The 17,146-nt window shown below is 69.8% G+C and carries 14 protein-coding genes; 3 read left to right on the top strand and 11 right to left on the bottom strand.

The window, feature by feature from the left end:
* The first annotated feature begins 77 nt into the window (after positions 1 to 77).
* Entirely contained in the window at positions 78 to 4,442 is a 4,365-nt protein-coding gene (gene hrpA / locus AB0I19_RS07030; protein ID WP_357145571.1) for an ATP-dependent RNA helicase HrpA, read from the top strand.
* A gap of 67 nt (positions 4,443 to 4,509) precedes the next feature.
* Here the strand turns inward: hrpA and nrdR are convergent, their stop codons facing one another.
* The 3 genes from nrdR to AB0I19_RS07015 all read right to left on the bottom strand — a co-directional run bounded on the left by nrdR (position 4,510) and on the right by AB0I19_RS07015 (position 7,028).
* Positions 4,510 to 4,977 carry a transcriptional regulator NrdR gene (nrdR, locus tag AB0I19_RS07025; RefSeq protein WP_357145568.1) on the bottom strand — a complete coding sequence of 156 codons (468 nt, stop codon included), beginning with the start codon at positions 4,975 to 4,977 and terminating at the stop codon, positions 4,510 to 4,512.
* Positions 4,978 to 5,042: 65 nt separating this feature from the next.
* Complete coding sequence (locus AB0I19_RS07020; protein ID WP_357145566.1) at positions 5,043 to 6,227, bottom strand: hypothetical protein; 1,185 nt, start codon at positions 6,225 to 6,227, stop codon at positions 5,043 to 5,045.
* Positions 6,228 to 6,326: 99 nt separating this feature from the next.
* Positions 6,327 to 7,028, bottom strand: coding sequence for a hypothetical protein (locus AB0I19_RS07015; RefSeq protein ID WP_357145563.1), 702 nt, complete (start codon positions 7,026 to 7,028; stop codon positions 6,327 to 6,329).
* A 227-nt stretch (positions 7,029 to 7,255) separates the two neighbouring features.
* Between AB0I19_RS07015 and lexA the strand changes: the two genes are divergently transcribed.
* Positions 7,256 to 7,975 (top strand): transcriptional repressor LexA, encoded by a 720-nt coding sequence (lexA, locus tag AB0I19_RS07010; RefSeq protein ID WP_181696961.1) that lies wholly within the window; start codon positions 7,256 to 7,258, stop codon positions 7,973 to 7,975.
* A gap of 2 nt (positions 7,976 to 7,977) precedes the next feature.
* Here lexA and AB0I19_RS07005 read toward each other — a convergent pair whose 3' ends face one another.
* From AB0I19_RS07005 to AB0I19_RS06975, 7 genes are all read right to left on the bottom strand, one after another.
* Positions 7,978 to 8,718 (bottom strand): pirin family protein, encoded by a 741-nt coding sequence (locus AB0I19_RS07005; RefSeq protein WP_357145560.1) that lies wholly within the window; start codon positions 8,716 to 8,718, stop codon positions 7,978 to 7,980.
* Between the two features lie 94 nt (positions 8,719 to 8,812).
* Positions 8,813 to 9,685, bottom strand: a complete 873-nt coding sequence (locus tag AB0I19_RS07000; protein ID WP_357145557.1) for a lysophospholipid acyltransferase family protein — start codon at positions 9,683 to 9,685, stop codon at positions 8,813 to 8,815.
* 88 nt (positions 9,686 to 9,773) lie between these two features.
* On the bottom strand, positions 9,774 to 11,204 hold the full coding sequence (gene hflX, locus AB0I19_RS06995; protein ID WP_243749802.1) for a GTPase HflX: 1,431 nt from the start codon (positions 11,202 to 11,204) through the stop codon (positions 9,774 to 9,776).
* Positions 11,205 to 11,367: 163 nt separating this feature from the next.
* Entirely contained in the window at positions 11,368 to 12,258 is an 891-nt protein-coding gene (gene dapF / locus AB0I19_RS06990; RefSeq protein ID WP_357146668.1) for a diaminopimelate epimerase, read from the bottom strand.
* 44 nt (positions 12,259 to 12,302) lie between these two features.
* Positions 12,303 to 13,139, bottom strand: coding sequence for a TrmH family RNA methyltransferase (locus AB0I19_RS06985; protein WP_357145554.1), 837 nt, complete (start codon positions 13,137 to 13,139; stop codon positions 12,303 to 12,305).
* Entirely contained in the window at positions 13,136 to 14,062 is a 927-nt protein-coding gene (gene miaA, locus AB0I19_RS06980; protein ID WP_357145551.1) for a tRNA (adenosine(37)-N6)-dimethylallyltransferase MiaA, read from the bottom strand. Before miaA ends, AB0I19_RS06985 begins: the two co-directional genes overlap by 4 nt.
* Positions 14,059 to 14,814, bottom strand: a complete 756-nt coding sequence (locus AB0I19_RS06975; protein WP_357145548.1) for a hypothetical protein — start codon at positions 14,812 to 14,814, stop codon at positions 14,059 to 14,061. Before AB0I19_RS06975 ends, miaA begins: the two co-directional genes overlap by 4 nt.
* A gap of 263 nt (positions 14,815 to 15,077) precedes the next feature.
* Here AB0I19_RS06975 and AB0I19_RS06970 point away from each other — a divergent pair, with 263 nt between their 5' ends.
* Positions 15,078 to 16,457 carry a DUF349 domain-containing protein gene (locus AB0I19_RS06970; RefSeq protein WP_357145546.1) on the top strand — a complete coding sequence of 460 codons (1,380 nt, stop codon included), beginning with the start codon at positions 15,078 to 15,080 and terminating at the stop codon, positions 16,455 to 16,457.
* A gap of 54 nt (positions 16,458 to 16,511) precedes the next feature.
* On the opposite strand, the gene AB0I19_RS06965 is transcribed toward AB0I19_RS06970, so the two are convergent.
* A complete protein-coding gene (locus AB0I19_RS06965) occupies positions 16,512 to 17,093 on the bottom strand; it encodes a hypothetical protein (RefSeq protein ID WP_357145543.1) in 582 nt (193 codons plus the stop codon).
* Positions 17,094 to 17,146 lie beyond the last annotated feature (53 nt).

Genomic DNA, 17,146 nt, shown 5'->3' with positions numbered 1-17,146 from the left:
GATCCGGGTGCAGCACGCCGCCGTCGACGGGCGCGCCGGGAAAACCGGTGGCGTGCTTCGCTAGGCTGGTAGACGCAATGACCAGGACAGCTAGCACCGGAACCCGCGCGCTGCGCACCCGCCTGGCGGAGGTCTCGCTGCGCGACGAATATCGGCTCCGGCGCAAACTGGACCGGGCGCGCCCCGACGACCTGCCCGCGCTGGAAGCCGAGATCGCCACCGCCGAGACCCGCGTGGCGAATCGCCGCGCGGCGGTTCCGTCGATCACCTACCCCGAACAGCTGCCGGTCTCGGCGCGCCGCGACGACATCGCCGCCGCCATCGCCGCCAATCAGGTCGTCATCGTCGCCGGTGAGACCGGCTCGGGCAAGACCACTCAGATCCCCAAGATCTGCCTGGAACTCGGTCGCGGCATCCGCGGCACCATCGGGCACACCCAGCCGCGCAGGCTGGCCGCGCGCACGGTCGCCGAACGCATCGCCGAGGAGCTGGGTACCGAGCTCGGCGACGTGGTCGGGTACACGGTGCGCTTCACCGATCAGGCCTCGGATCGCACGCTGGTCAAGCTCATGACCGACGGCATCCTGCTCGCCGAGATCCAGCGCGACCGGTTGCTGCGCCGCTACGACACGATCATCATCGACGAGGCACACGAGCGCAGCCTCAATATCGACTTCCTGCTCGGCTACCTGAAGCAGTTGCTGCCGAAGCGGCCCGATCTCAAGGTGATCATCACCTCGGCGACCATCGATCCCGACCTGTTCGCCCGCCATTTCGCCGCCGCCGACGGCACCCCGGCCCCGATCGTCGAGGTGTCGGGCCGGTCCTATCCGGTCGAACTTCGTTATCGCCCCTTGTCTTTGGAACTGCCTGGCACCGACGACGAGGACGACACCCGCGTCGTCGACCGCGATCCCACCGATGCCATCGGCGACGCGGTCACCGAACTGTTCGCCGAGGGCGACGGTGACGTGCTGGTGTTCCTGTCCGGCGAACGCGAGATCCGCGACACCGCCGACTCGCTGCGCGACCTCAGACTGCCGCGGACCGAGATCGTCCCCCTCTACGCGCGTCTGTCGGCGGCCGAACAGCACAAGGTGTTCGCCCCGCACACGGGTCGCCGGGTGGTGCTCGCCACGAACGTGGCCGAGACGTCGCTGACCGTGCCGGGCATCCGGTACGTCATCGACCCGGGTACCGCGCGCATCTCCCGCTATTCGATGCGGACCAAGGTGCAGCGGCTGCCGATCGAACCGGTGTCGCAGGCTTCGGCGCGGCAGCGTTCGGGTCGATGTGGTCGTGTCGCCGACGGCATCTGCATCCGTCTGTACTCCGAGGACGATTTCGAGTCGCGGCCCGTGTTCACCGAACCGGAGATCCTGCGCACCAATCTGGCGGCGGTCATCCTGCAGATGTCCGCGCTCGGCCTCGGCGACATCGAGAGCTTCCCGTTCGTGGAGGCCCCCGACCGCCGCGCCATCCGTGACGGCATCGCCCTGCTCGAGGAACTCGGCGCGCTGGCGCACGGCAGTTCCAAAACTGTTGGTAGCGAAGACGAGTCGGGTGGGCATCTCACGCTGACGCCGGTCGGCCGAGAGATGGCGCAACTGCCGGTCGACCCGCGCATGGCCCGCATGCTGGTGGAGGCCAACCGCAACGGCTGCCTCGACGAGGTGCTGGTGATCGTCGCGGCGCTGTCGATCCAGGACGTGCGGGAACGGCCCGTGGAGCATCAGCAGGCCGCCGACACCCAGCATGCCCGCTTCACCGTCGAGGGTTCGGACTTCCTGGCCTACCTACGCCTGTGGGATTACCTGACCGAGCAGCGCAAGTCGTTGTCGTCCAACCAGTTCCGCCGCATGTGCCGCGACGAGTTCCTGCACTACCTGCGGATCCGCGAGTGGCAGGATCTGCACGGCCAGTTGCGCACCATCACCCGTGGACTCGGGTGGGACAGCACGGGTCACCTGCCGTCGGGGGACGGCGAGTCGGCGTCGGAGGGTGGCCGAGGTCGTCGTGGACGTGGCAGACCGCAGCGCGCCCAGCCGGTTTCGACGGGTGCCGACGATGCTTTGACGACCGACCCCGCAGGCGGTTCCGGAACGGCCGAGAACAGAGTCCCGGACGCGTCATCCGTACCGGACGGGCCCGGTTCCCGCGCAACGGATTCCGAGCGGACCGACGCCGGTCGCCGAGGCAGTGGTTCCACCACCGCCGCGAGCAACCGCGGCGGAGAGGGTTCCGACACCGCCGACCGAGCACGGCGGGGCGGCCGGAAGGCGCGTGGCCGTGGCGCCGGACAGCCGTCAGCCGACGGCCGTTCGGATCGGTCCGGCGCGAAAGGCGCAGCCGCCTCGACCGATTCGGATGCGGCCGAGGCGGCGATGCCGTGGCCGAGCGCGCAGATCCACCAGTCGTTGCTGGCGGGGATGCTGTCACATCTCGGCGTGCGGGAAGCGGAGTCGCGGGAGTTCCTCGGAGCACGCAATGCCAAGTTCATGATCTTCCCCGGCTCATCGCTGGCCAAGAAGCCGCCGCGCTGGGTGATGGCGGCCGAACTGGTGGAGACCTCGCGGCTGTGGGGGCGCATCGCGGCGCGGATCGAACCGGAGTGGGCCGAGCGGCTCGCCGGTGACCTGGTGAAACGCACCTATTCGGAACCGCATTGGTCGGCCAAGCGCGGTGCGGCTCGCGCCTACGAGCGGGCCACACTCTACGGTGTGCCGCTGGTGACCGGCCGCCCCGTCGACTACGGGCGCATCGACCCGGAACTGTCGCGTGAACTGTTCATCCGCCATGCCCTCGTGCAGGGCGAATGGCAGACCCGGCACGGGTTCTTCGCCCGCAACCGCGGGCTCGTCGACGATGTCGCCGACCTCGAGCACCGCGCGCGCCGACGCGACATCCTGGTCGATGACGAGGTGCTGTTCGAGTTCTACGACCAGCGCATCCCCGCCGACATCGTGTCGGTGCGTCACTTCGACTCCTGGTGGCGCAAGGCCGAACGCAAAGACCCAGGGCTGCTGGACTTCTCGACCGACACCGTGGTCAACGCCGGTGCCGCCGCCCTCGACCCCACCGATTTCCCCGATGCCTGGCGTCAGGGGGAGCTCTCCTTCCCGCTGACTTATCAGTTCGAACCGGGCAAGGACGACGACGGCGTCACCGTCCGCATCCCCGTCGAGCAGCTCGCGCACGTGCGCGCGGTGGGCTTCGATTGGCTGGTTCCCGGCATGCGGGAGGAACTCGCGTCCGCCTATATCAAGACGCTGCCGAAGGCGTTGCGCCGCGCGGTGGTTCCCGCGCCCGACTTCGCGTCGGCGGCCCTGCGTGGGCTCACGCCACGCGCGGAACCGTTGCGGATCGGGTTGGCGCGCGAGCTGTCACGGCTCGGGTCGGTGACCATCAGCGCAGACGACCTCTCCCCCGCCGCCCTGCCGGACCACCTGCGGATGACCTTCGCCGCCGTCGATCAGAGCGGGCAGGTGCTCGCCAAGAGCAAGAACCTCGCACAGCTGAAAACCCAGCTGGCCGAACAGGTTTCGGCGTCCGTCGCGCGTGCCACCGCCGGTGCCGAACGCGCGCCCGCCACCGTGTGGACCTCCGAGTCGCTCGGTTCCGTCGCGCCGACGGTGCGACGCGAGGTGGCCGGGCAGACCGTCACCGGCTACCCCGCCCTGGTCCCCGAGGGTGAAGGCGTCGCCGTGCGCGTGCTGAGTTCGCCCGCCGAACAGGCCGCCGCCATGCGCGCGGGGGTGCGTACCCTGCTGCTCGCCGCCGTCCCGACATCCACCCGTGCCGTCACCGCCGGACTGTCGTCCGCCGACCGGTTGGCGTTGAGCCAGAACCCCGACGGTTCCCTGGACAAGCTCGTGGACGACTGCCGGGTCGCCGCGGCCGACGAACTCATCGCCCGCGCCGGTGGTCCGGTGCGCACACCGGAGGAATTCGACAAGCTCGTCGCCGCCGTTCGCCCGAAACTGGCGGGCACGGTCAGCGAACTGATCCGCCTCGTCGCGCCGGTGCTGTCGGCCGCGCATCAGGCCCGCGCGGCTCTGGCCGACACCGCCGAGACCGACATCGCCGACGACGTGCGCCACCAACTCGACGACCTGCTGTTCCCGGGTTTCGTCGCCGAATGGGGACGCACCCGCCTGCGCGAACTGCCCCGCTACCTGCTCGCCGCCGCCCAGCGCCTCGAATCGTTACCCGGTTCGGCGGTGCGCGACCGTCAGGGAATGATCGAGGTCGACCGGATGCTCGCCGCCTACGACAAACTCGTCCGCGGCCTTCCCGACAACCGCCGCAACGCCCGCGATGTCACCGAGATCTGGTGGATGATCGAGGAATTGCGCGTCAGCTTGTTCGCCCAGAAGTTGGGGACCCCGTACCCGGTGTCGACCAAACGCATCGAAAAGGCGATCGCCTCCATCCGGCGTTGACGGGAGAGGTTCGGCGAAGAAGTGGGCGAACCGACCCACGGGGGCGGCACGGGCGCGGCGACGCGGCTCAGTCGGTGGCTGCGGTAGCGGCGCGGGCGGCGCGCATCTCGGTGATCTCGCGTTCGAAATCTTCTGCGCTGGTGAAGGATCGGTAGACCGAGGCGAAGCGCAGGTAGGCCACTTCGTCGAGATCGCGCAGGGGGCCGAGAATGGCGAGACCCACCTCGTGACTGGGGACTTCCGGAGATCCCTTGGCGCGCACCGCGTCCTCGACCTGCTGGGCGAGCAGGTTCAGGGCGTCGTCGTCGACCTCGCGGCCCTGGCAGGCGCGTCGCACGCCGACGATCACCTTCTCGCGGCTGAACGGTTCGGTGACGCCGCTGCGCTTGACCACCGACAGCACCGCCGTCTCGACGGTGGTGAACCGGCGCCCGCACGACGGGCAGGAACGTCGGCGGCGAATCGCCGTGCCCTCCTCGACTTCCCGCGAGTCGACGACACGCGAGTCGGGGTGACGGCAATACGGGCAATGCATCCGAGGGGTTCCTTCGTCGGTGCGCAGTTCACTTCGCTACTCCATGACTCTTGACAGGATACCGCTCAGGTATGGGTCACCTGCCACTGCGTGGTCAGGTCCGCGATCGCGTCCGGCAGCCGGGCGATCAACCGGCCCCGGTCGAGCTTGCCCGGAAACGGCTCGCGGTACACGGCCACGGCCCGCGCGGGGTCGGTGGCCAGGTCGAGGTGGCGGGGCACCAGGTCGGCGGCGAGGTAGGCCCAGCGGTCGTCGCGGTCGGCCCAGTTGAACGCGGGCAGCGGCATCCGCAGGCCGAGCCCGCTGCCGGGGATCGGCGAGCGCACGGTGGCGGGCGCGTACACACCGGGTGCCCGGGCGCCCGCCAGGGCGGGTTTGCCCGCGACCGTGGTGACGTAGGTGAGCACCCGGCCCAGGCCGGCGCGTCCGGCGGCGGTGGCGTCCCATTGTTCGGGGACGATGTGGTTCTGTTCGCGGTCGGCCATGGTCACCAGCGCCGCGGCGAGGCCGGTGCCGTTGTCGATTCCGGCCCAGGCCGCGCGCATGGCGTCGTCGAGCAGCCCCGCCGCGTGCATCTCGTCGATCGCGGCCATCCCGTCGGCGAGGTAGGCCTCGTGCATCGGCACCAGATCCGTGAAGATGTGGCGCTGCATGATGATCAGCCTGGTCTGGTACCACGCCAGGTCATCGGCGGTCAGGCGCGGGCCGAGCAGGGCGAGCGCGGCGATATCGGGCGGTACGGCGGCGACAAGCTCCGGTGGGGTGGCGCGCAACAGGTCGGCGACGGCCGTACCGAGTTCGTGGATTCCGCGCACCGACAGCAGAGCGCCGATATCGCCCACGTCGAAGAATCCCGATGCGAACGAGCCGCCCGCGATGCCCGCCAACCCGGCCCAGTAGAAGTCCGGGTGGGCCGCGGCGATGCGGAAGTAGTTCACGTACACGCGGGTGAAGGTGTCCGTGTTGGCTGCCACGCCACGCTCCGGCGCCCAGCCGGCGAGGTCGATGCCCGCGTTGTCGGTGGCGACGACGAGCCAATACTGATGCAGCAGCGTGGAATACCGGCTCGGTGCGATCCCGTCGGCTCTGACCTGGTCGAGCGCCGCACGCAGGGGCTCGGCGCTCAGGGGCAGCGCCGGATGGATACCGCCGGCGAATTCACCGTCGTCGTTGATGGCGGGCAGGTCCAGATAGGCCGTGTAGGTGGGTTCGGCTCGGACGAGCGGCGCGGGCGCCACGGCCGGCAGCACACAAAGGAGCAGAACGATCCAAAAGCTGCGCACGTGACCTCGCATCCGTGCCCCGACCGGCCCGCCCGGCAGGGACAATCGTCACGGTAGCAACGTGTTCTAGTTTTGGGGTCGCGTTTCGAACAAGCCGACCTGCGGGTGGTCACCGGGCTGGGAGATTCCGGGCGAGGACTCGGTCCACCCCCCGAAGCTGCCCGCCCGCAGATGCGCCAACCCTAAGAATGTCACCACGATCAATGCGGTCACCAGCGCCGTGAGGGCCAGCGCCGCCAAGCCCGCCTGCGCCTGACGCACCCGCACCATCGGATGGGCACCGCGCGCACCGGAACCGACCACTCGCGCGTAGAGCACCTGCTCCGACCGCGGCCCACGTAATTCCGGCCCACGATCGGACGCCCGAACGCCCGCAGCCACCCGCCGGGTCGGCGCTTCGATCGGCGACGGGTCTCCGACGAGCGCCCGGGTCACGGATCGCGATCGCGTCGACTCCCAGCGGGGCACGGTCGCGAACGCGAGATCCACCTCGGCCTCGGTGATGTCGAAGGTTCGCGCACCCCTGGCCCGGAGCTCGGCACCACGAACCACCTCGGCCTCGCGCGAGCGCCGGACCGGCACGGCCGAGGGTTGCGGCGGATGCGGGATGAAGCGGGCGGCGACTTCCCGCCGCGCCGCACTGTTGCGGCCCTGTCCGCGCACGAGCGCGAAAGGACGTGGAGCGCGGGCGGTTCGGCGGCGACGCAGCACCGGTTCGGGGACTTCGGCGGGATCGTAGGAACGCAGGGCGCTGATCGCTGTGCTCATCGGAAGAACCTCCGGGGTGGTGTGCTCCGCTGGATGAAAGGGCAGGTGAGGCGACGATGACCGAACCTGTTCGAACACCTGTGCGACGAACTGATGTTCGATTTCTACCACGCGGCGGCGCACATGTCAGCACGAAACGCCCGACATGCTCGAACAGATGTTTGATACTTCGGCGTGGCCCGACTAGCGTGAGAGAGGCGAATTCGACAAGCGGAAGGGCGGGACAGGTGACCCACACAGACGACACGGGTGACGAAAGCGCTACCGGCACCGTCACATCGGGATCCGGCGCGGATCTCACCGTGCGTCAGCGCACGGTCCTCGAGGTCATCCGCTCCTCGGTGACCGAACGCGGCTACCCGCCGAGCATCCGCGAGATCGGCGACGCGGTCGGGCTCACGTCCACCTCCTCGGTGGCCCATCAGCTGCGCGCCCTGGAACGCAAGGGCTACCTGCGCCGCGACCCGAACCGGCCGCGCGCGGTGAATGTGCGCGGACTCGACGAAGCGGTGCGCGCGGTCACCACCCTGCCCGCCGAACCCGTGGACGACGTGGCCGATCCGAGCCGCCCCACCCCCACCTTCGTTCCGGTCCTCGGCCGGATCGCCGCCGGTGGGCCGATCCTGGCCGAGCAGGCGGTGGAGGAAGTGTTCCCGCTGCCGCGCGAACTCGTCGGCGACGGGTCGCTGTTCCTGCTCAAGGTGGTCGGCCAGTCGATGGTCGATGCCGCGATCTGCGACGGCGACTGGGTGGTCGTGCGTCAGCAGAACGTCGCCGAGGGCGGCGACATCGTCGCGGCCATGATCGACGGCGAGGCGACCGTGAAGACCTTCAAGCGCACCGGCAAGGACGTGTGGCTGATGCCACACAACCCGCATTTCGAACCGATCCCAGGAAACGACGCGCAAATTCTGGGGAAAGTCGTCACCGTCATCCGCAAGGTGTGAGGTCAGCGGCTCGCCGCCGCGTCCATCTCCCAGATCAGCACCTCGGCGGGGGTCGTCGCTGTCACACGGTGGCCGCCCGTCGCGGTGAGCCGCACGGCGTCGCCCTGCCCGAGTGCGCCGTGGTTCTCGTAGTCGACGCTGCCCCGGGCGATGAACACGTGACCGTACGGTGCGTCGGGAACGGTGATGCTGTGGCCCGGATCCAGCCGCGCGACATGGAACGTTGCGTGGCGGTTGCCGATTCCGATCGCGGCGTCGTCTCGGTATCTCGGCATGCCGGAGGCCACCGGCACCAGCGAGTTGCGTCGCAACGCACCGTCGACGTCGAGTTCCTGATAGCTCGGCGGAGTACCCAGGGTGTCCGGTGGGATCCACATCTGCACCACGTGCAGCCGTTCGCGTTCGGCCCAGCCTGCACCGTTGCGTTCGGAGTGCAGGATGCCGGTACCCGCACTCATCCGTTGCGCGAGACCGGGCCGGATCAGCCCCGAGTTGCCCGCCGAATCCTGGTGCACCACTGTGCCTTCCAGCACCCAGGTCAAGATCTCGGTGTCACGGTGCTGATGCGTGTCGAAGCCCTCGCCGGGATCGACGATGTCCTCGTTGTGCACCAGCAGCAGCCCGTGCGCGTAGTCCTCGAGCACGAAATTGCCGGTCACGGGGAACGACTGACGCGAGTCGAGCCACTCGGTGCGCCAGTACCTGCGGTCCGCGCCCGGAATCACCTGCACCTGTGCCGCCATCGACCTCGCCTCTCACTATTCGGACCTTGGTCCGTATAGCGCGTAACGCGAGGTGAGCGGCTGGTATTCCGCGAACACCCACCGCTCGGCCGGGTCAGAAGGGCAGCGCGCTCCGCAATCGGCCGATAAGGCCGCGGCCGGTATCGCGCTCGCGTTCGGAGAACAGGAACTGCAGTTCCTCCTCCAGGCTTTTCTGCACCACGTCACGCAGGTCGGCGGCGGCGCTGTCGATGTCGTCGGTGCCGATCCACGGGGTGGGATCGATCGGGGCGCCCGCCGAATAGTAGAACCGTTCCGGGCGCGGAATCGGGGTCGGTCCGATGCCCTTCACCAGCGGCGGGTTCAGCTCGGGATTGATGCCGAGCAGTTCACACGTCCACCGCAGCGGCGACATCACCGGATGCTGGCCGTCGAAGACGATGTCGAAGGCATCATCGATACCGATCATCGCCAACGGCACGATGGGAACGCCGGCCTGAATGGCCATCCGCGCGAAGCCGGTGCGGCCCTCCCACTTGAGCACATACTTCTCACCCTTGCGGCGGATCGCCTCACGACCGCCGCCGGGAAACACCACCACCGCCTCGCCGCGCTCGAGCAGCGCGAGACAGTTCGACCTGGTACCGCGCACGGCACCGAAACGGTGCAGGATCTCCCGCACCCCCGGCACCATCAGCACATGCTCGGCCAGGCCACGCACCAACCGCCCACGTTCCCGCAGGATGGCGGGCATCAGCAGCGGCGCATCGATCCCGCCGAGCAGGTTGTGGTTGGCCACGATCAGCACCGGGCCCTCGGCCGGAATGTTCTCCAAACCGTAGAAGCGCGGACTGGCCCAGGCACGCACCGGTGCGAACACCGCCTCGAAGGCCCGGATCTCCCACTCACTCGGCGCCGGATTCAACGGCGCGCCATCGCTGAGAACGTGGTCGCCCTGCTCGACTTCGTTCTTCTGGTCGTTCGACATAACACCCTCCTGCTGTCGACAATCGACCATAGCGCGGCGAATATGGTTGTGTCGCATCGGTGTCGGCCGCAAACGGGCGGCAACCCGGCTATCGACCAGCCGACTCCGCAGGCCCGGAATGGGCGAATTCCGACAGGGCCGCCGCCAGCGCGTGTGGCACCCGAGCGCGCACGCGGGTGCCGCCCTCCTCGTGATCGGAGGAGATGATCCGGCCGTCGGCGTGGATGCGGGCGAGCAGGTCACCCCTGCTGTAGGGCAGCAGCACACTGATGTCGACATCGAGCCCGCCGAGCACCTCGGAGAGGCGTTCGCGCAGCTCCTCGATGCCTGCCCCGGTGCGGGCCGACACGAACGCGGCGCCCGGCAGCAGCCCGCGCAGGCGGGTGAGCTCGTCGGGGTCGGCGGCGTCGATCTTGTTGACCACCAGCAGTTCCGGCGGAGCCGCCGTGCCCTGCTCCTTGATCACGTCGGTGATGACCTCGCGCACCGCGCGGATCTGCTCGAGCGGCAACGGGTCGGACCCGTCGACCACGTGCAGCAGCAGGTCGGCGCCGGTGACCTCTTCCAGGGTGGACCGGAACGCCTCGACCAGCTGGGTGGGCAGGTGACGCACGAAGCCGACGGTGTCGGTGAACACCATCTCGCGACCGTCGTCGAGCGCGGCCCGGCGGGTGGTCGGGTCGAGGGTGGCGAACAGCGCGTCCTGCACCAGCAGACCCGCGCCGGTCAGGGAGTTCATCAGGCTGGACTTGCCCGCGTTGGTGTAGCCGACGATCGCCACCGACGGCACCCCGCTGGCACTGCGGCGCGCGCGCATGGTGTCGCGTGCGGTCTTCATCTCGCGAATCTCGCGGCGCAACTTGGCCATTCGCTCACGGATGCGGCGGCGGTCGGTTTCGATCTTGGTCTCACCGGGACCACGCAGACCGACACCGCCGTTGGAACCGGCACGACCACCGGCCTGCCGCGACATCGACTCACCCCAACCGCGCAGCCGCGGCAGCATGTATTCCATCTGGGCGAGCGCGACCTGGGCCTTGCCCTCGCGGGAGGTGGCGTGCTGGGCGAAGATGTCGAGGATCAGCGCGGTGCGGTCGATGACCTTCACCTTCACGACCTTCTCCAGCGCGGTGAGCTGGGCAGGGGTGAGTTCACCGTCGCAGATCACGGTGTCGGCGCCGGTGTCGAGGACGACGGTGCGCAGTTCCTCGGCCTTGCCGGAGCCGATGTAGGTGGCCGGGTCGGGCTTGTCGCGGCGCTGGATGAGGCCTTCGAGGACCTCCGAGCCCGCGGTCTCGGCCAAAGCGGCCAGCTCGACCATGCTCGCCTCGGCCTGCGCGGCGCTGCCGGTGGTCCACACGCCGACGAGGACGACCCGTTCCAGGCGCAGCTGGCGGTATTCGACCTCGGTGATGTCGGTGAGCTCGGTGGACAGCCCCGCGACGCGACGCAGCGAGGTGCGTTCGTCGAGCTGCATCTCACCGACGGTCGGTTCGGGTGACCAGCCCGGGCGCTGCATCCGCGCCGCGTGGCGGGCCAGCGCGTCGTCGACGTCGCCGCGGTCGGCGGCCACGTCGGCATCGGCCGCGGTGGTGTCGCGGTCCGATGTGGTGTCTGAGGGTACTTCTGGTTTCGTCATACGCCTTCCATGCTGCCACGTCACAGTGACACGGCGCATCCGGTTATCCCTGGGCTTGCGCGTTCCACCAGTCGCGCGACAGTGTGCCAGCGGCGAGCAGCACCGAGGGTCCGCGCATCCAGGCGCGGCCGTTGTCGATGGTGACGCGCACCTGCCCGCCCGGTACGCGCACGGTGACCTCGCCCCGTCCCGACCCGACCGGCACACCGGCGGCGGTCAGCGCGGCGGCCGCGGCGGCGACGGTTCCGGTTCCGCAGGAACGGGTCTCGCCGACACCGCGCTCGTAGACGCGCATGTCGACGGCGTTGTCGGGGCCGAGCGCGGTGAGGATCTCGACATTGACGCCGTGCGGGAACAAGTCGGGATCGAAGCCGGGCGACACGCTGAGATCGATCTTGGCCAGCGCGTCGGCGGTCAGGCTCTCGTCGACGCAGGCCAGGTGGGGATTGCCCACATCGATGCCGATTCCGGACAGTGCCCAGCCGGCCAGGGTCGCGGTGGAGCTGCCGAGTTCTCGCACGGCACCCATGTCGACGGTGACCTCACCGTCGACCGGGCCCGCGGCGTGCACCTCGACCGGTCGCCCACCGGCGCGGCTGCCGACGACGTACTCGGTGCGGGTTTCCAGGCCGGTGGCGTTGAGGTAGTGGGCGAACACGCGGGTGCCGTTGCCGCACATCTCGGCGATCGACCCGTCGGCGTTGCGGTAGTCCATGAACCAGTCGTCGTCGGCGACACCGTCGGGCAGGGTGTCGAGCACACCCGCCTCGCGCAGGGCGCCCGCCTTGGCGACGCGCAGCACACCGTCGGCGCCGAGGCCGCGGCGGCGGTCGCACAGGGCGGCGACGCGGTCGGCGTTCAGGTCGAGACGCACCTCGAGGTCGGGCAGCACCACGAAGTCGTTCTGGGTGCCGTGGCCCTTGCTGAATTCGATGTCGGACACGTCCGCCATTGTCCCCTGTGTCGGTGGCGATCCCGTCATCGGGCGAAGGTGCGGCGCTGCCGGGCGATCTCGTACAGGCCGATCGCGCCGGCCGAGGGGGCGCCGAGCGAGCTCGCGGTGCCGCCCATCGGGATGGTCACGAGGTCGTCGCAGGCCTGCGACCAGGCCGAACTCATGCCGGTGGTCTCGTTGCCGACCACCAGGATGGTGGCTTCGGAGAAGTCGTAGTCGTAGATGGTCGAGGGTGCGTGTTCGTCGGTGCCGACGATGCGGGTGGGGATTCCGCGTGCCACCTGGCGGTCGCGGAACTCCACGACCTGGGCGGGGCCCGACGCGCGCAGGACGGGCACGGCGAACAGCGAACCGGTGGAGGCGCGCACGGCCTGCGGGTCGAACTGGTCGGCACCGTGGCCGGTGACGATCACGCCCGATGCGCCGAAGGCGTCGGCAGACCGGATGAGGGTGCCGAGGTTGCCCGGCGAGTTGGGCCGGTCGAACACGACGACGACCGGGAAGTCCTCGCCGGGTTCACCAGGTTCGTACTGGTCCAGAGCGGGCTGCCGTGATTCGGCCACCGCGACGATCTCGGGAATCGTGCCCGACTTCTCCCCCAGTTCGGCCATCAGTTCGGGAACCAGACCCACCTGCGGAATGTCGGTGGTGTCGAGCAGTTCCCGCGCCCAGCTCGACAGATCGGGCGTGCCGAGCCGGTAGAGCAGCGTTTCCAGCGGCCAGTCGTTGGCCAGGGCCTGGGTGATCGGGCGCACGCCCTGCACGAGGAAGCGGCCGTCGCGATGACGCTTGGTCCGGTTGTTGAGGTAGGCCTGCCACACCTGCACCGAGGCGTTGCGGGTACTCACTCGTCGGGTCACTGCGCGGTCCGTCCTGTCTGTTCGTCGAGCAGGGTGAGCGTGGTGGCGGCGAGGTCGGGGTCCGCGCCGTCGACCCAGGTCACCCTCGGGTCGCGGCGGAACCACGAGCGTTGCCGTCGCACATAGCGGCGGGTGCCGATGAGGGTGCGTTCGCGGGCGTGCGCGAGATCGTATTCGCCGTCGAGGTAGGCCAGCACCTGGGCGTACCCGATCGCGCGGCGCGCGGTCTGGCCTTCGCGCAGTCCGGCGTCGAGCAGGGTGCGGACCTCCTCGACCAGGCCCGAGTCGAACATGTGCGCGGTGCGGGCCTCGATGCGGGCGTCGAGGGCGGCGGTCTCCCGGTCGACACCGACGATGACGGTGTCCCAGCGCGGCGCGCCGATGGTCGGAGCCGAGGCGGCGAACGGTTTGCCGGTGAGTTCGACGACTTCCAGTGCGCGGACCATCCGTCGCCCGTCGGTGGGCAGGATGGTGTCGGCCGCGACCGGGTCGGCCGCCCGCAGCGCCGCGTGCACGGCCGCGACACCGCCGTCGGCCAGCACCGCTTCCCACCGGGCCCGCACCTCGGGATCGGTGGCCGGGAAGTCCCACTGGTCGAGCAACGCCTGCACGTACATCATCGAGCCGCCGACGACCACCGGAGTACGCCCGCGCGCCATGATGTCCTCGACGATGTCGCCGGCCGCGCTCTGGTAGGCGGCGACCGTGGCGGTCTCGGTGACGTCGAGAACGTCGAGGAGGTGGTGTGGGATGCCGCGCCGCTGCGCGGGCGGCAGTTTCGCGGTACCGACGTCCATGCCGCGGTACAGCTGCATCGCGTCGATGTTGACGATCTCGCCGTCGAGCCGTTCGGCCAGGTCGAGGGCCAGATCGGACTTCCCGGTCGCGGTGGGTCCGACGACCGCGACGGGGCGCTTCGTCATCGGCCGACCTCCCACACGCTCACGTCGTAGCCCACGCCGTATGGTGCGCCCTGGTAGAGGGTGCGAACCGACGGGTCGGCCGGATCGGTGGCGAACAGGCCGCCGAGCACCTGGTAGGCGGCGCGACCGTCGACCCGCAGTTGTGCGCACAGGTCGGGATCGAGTGCGGCGAGCCCGGCTCGGGAGCCCTCGCGCAGGGCAGCGTCCAGGTCCGTTTGGAACGGCTCGGCGCGCTCGTCGAGGTAGCCCGGGGATTTGAGGGTGAGGGTTGCGGCTCCGTCGGCGACGACGAGCACCGCCCACGGCGCCGGATCGGCATCGAGTTCGGCGCGCAGCTCGGCACCGAAGCGGGCGCACTCCCCCGGTGTTGTGTCGGCGGCGATCACTCGCGCCCGTACGGAGACGCCGGGCGCGGCCTGCTCCCGCAACCACGCGGCGATCAGGACGGGCAGCGGAAGCTGGGGGTCTGCCGGTGCGTCGGCGTTCGCGCCCGGGCCGAGACCGACGACGACATCGGCGCCGAAGCCGCGGAAAGTCCCCCGCACACCGGGATGGAACGTTTCGGCACGCGCGCCTGCGCCGACGACCACCCAGCGATCGGCATAGGCGGCGAGGGTGGCGGCGGCCTCGAGCGCGGCGGCGCGCAACACCACCGCCGGCTCGTCGGGAGCATCGCCGGAGGCCACCTGGTGTCCGCACAGTTGTGGCACCAGCATCGGCGGCGACGGGACCAGGGCCGCTATCGAGAACACGACGTAACCGTAGCCGCACCGGTGGCTCGCACCCGCATCCGGCGCAGGAGGAGCGCACCGTGGTCAGCGAGTGTCCGGCGCCGTGACGCCCCGCGAGATTGCTAGTGTTTTCTGATGCGACCACCCCCGTCGTCCGGGACGAAATCCCAGGAAACGCGGCATCCGATCCCCGGGATCGATGGTTTCCTCGGCTCGAAGCGGGTTCAATGGGATGTGCTAGAGCGTAACCAGGCAGCCGTGACGCGCGGCAGGGACGGAGAGCAATGACCGACAGCAACGGAACCGCGAAGCCCACCCCAGGTCCGGGCCCGCGACCCTCCGGCACCCCCAAGCCCGGCGGCAAGGCTGCGCGTCCGCCCAAACCGCACGCCGTGAAACCCGCTCCCGGCCCCGACCAGGCCCACCCGCACGCGGTGGTGGTGCCCGCGTCCACCGACCCGAGCAAATGGGGTCGCGTCGACGAGGACGGCACCGCCTGGGTGAAGACCGCCGACGGCGAACGCGTCGTGGGCTCCTGGCAGGCCGGTGACGCCGCCGAGGGCCTTGCCCACTTCGGCCGCCGCTTCGACGACCTGGCCACCGAGGTGGCGTTGCTCGAGGCACGCCTGGCCGCGGGCGCCGATGCCCGCAAGACCAAGGCCGCCGCGCTCGCCCTTGCCGAGACGCTGCCGACCGCCGCCGTCATCGGTGACATCGACGGTCTGGCCGCCCGCCTGCAGGCCATCACCGAGCACTCCGAGGAAGCCGCCGCGCACGCCAAGGAGGAGAAGGAACGCGCCCGCCACGAGCACACCGAGCGCAAGGAAGCCCTGGCGGCCGAGGCCGAGCAGATCGCCGCCGAATCCACCCAGTGGAAGGCCGCGGGCGACCGGTTGCGCGAGATCCTCGACGAGTGGAAGTCGATCCGCGGTGTCGATCGCAAGGTCGACGACGCGCTGTGGAAGCGCTACTCCAAGGCGCGTGAGGCGTTCAACCGCCGTCGCGGCGCCCATTTCGCCGAGCTCGATCGCGAACGCGCCACGGCCAAGACGCGCAAGGAAGAGCTGTGCGTGCGCGCCGAGGAGCTGTCCGGCTCCACCGACTGGACCGGCACCGCCGCGGTGTTCCGCGATCTGCTCACCGAGTGGAAGGCGGCAGGCCGGGCGCCCCGCGAGGCCGACGAGGCGCTGTGGCGCCGGTTCAAGAGCGCGCAGGACGTGTTCTTCGCCGCCCGCAACGCGGCGGTCTCCGAACGTGACGCGGAGTTCGAGCACAACGCCGTCGCCAAGCAGGAACTGCTCGACGCCTACGAGCACATCGACCCGGCCAACGGCCTCGAAGCCGCCCGTGCCGCCCTGCGCGAACTGCAGGACAAGTGGGACGCCGTCGGCAAGGTCCCGCGCGAGCGGATGCAGGAGCTGGAAGGTAGGTTGCGCGCGATCGAGAAGCGGGTGCGCGACGCGGCCGACCAGCAGTGGCGCCGCTCCGACCCGGAGGCTGTGGCCCGGGCCGCGCAGTTCCGCGAGCGCGTCGCCCAGTTCGAGGAGCAGGCCGCCAAGGCCGCGGCCGCGGGCAAGAAGCGGGACGCGGAGAAGGCGCTCGAGCAGGCCAAGCAGTGGCGTGAATGGGCGGAAGCGGCCGAAGGCGCCGTCAGCAATCTCTGACGAGAACAAGAAAACCCCGACCTCCTTCGGTCGGGGTTTTCTTCGTTTCGGGATCTACTCCTCGCCCAGCAGGCGTTTGCGGTCTCGTTCCTCGGCTTCGCGGGCGGCATTGCGCCGCTGTTCCTCCGCGGCAAGCTGCACGGCGGTGCGACTCCAGACCACCCGGATCCAGTGGAAGGTGAGCACCATGATGGCCAAGGTGCCGAGGATCAGGCCGATGCCGGGTCCGGCACCCTCGTAGTTGCCCAGGCCGGGGGTCTGGCGATGCCAGATCGACAGCACGCCGAACACACTCGCCACGGCCGAACCGGCACAGGCCAGCCAGGCCAGCACCCAGCGCCGGGTGGTCAGGGCCAGCAGGGAGAAGCCGACACCGAACACGATGACCAGCCACACGAAGACGCGGGAGGGCAGCCCGATGTGTTCGAGCCGGGCCGCATCGGTGCTCAGCAGCACATCGAAGCCGCGCGCGGCACCTGCATGCGGCAGGATCAGCGAGACGAGCAGGGCGAACACCGCGCCCGCCACCACCATCGCCCGTGCGCCGGGATCGATCTCACCGGCGATCCGCCGTTCGACGGCGTCGATCTCGCCGCGGAACTGCTCGAATTCCTGATCGTTGCCCACCCGGTTCACGTCGCTCCTGTCCGCAGGGTTACTCGGCTCGTGTGCGCCGGGCTCCACTCTGC

Origin of the sequence: Nocardia sp. NPDC050413 (assembly GCF_040655475.1) — a bacterium.
GTDB lineage: Bacteria > Actinomycetota > Actinomycetes > Mycobacteriales > Mycobacteriaceae > Nocardia > Nocardia coubleae.
This window is presented reverse-complemented; position numbering and strand designations above follow the sequence as displayed.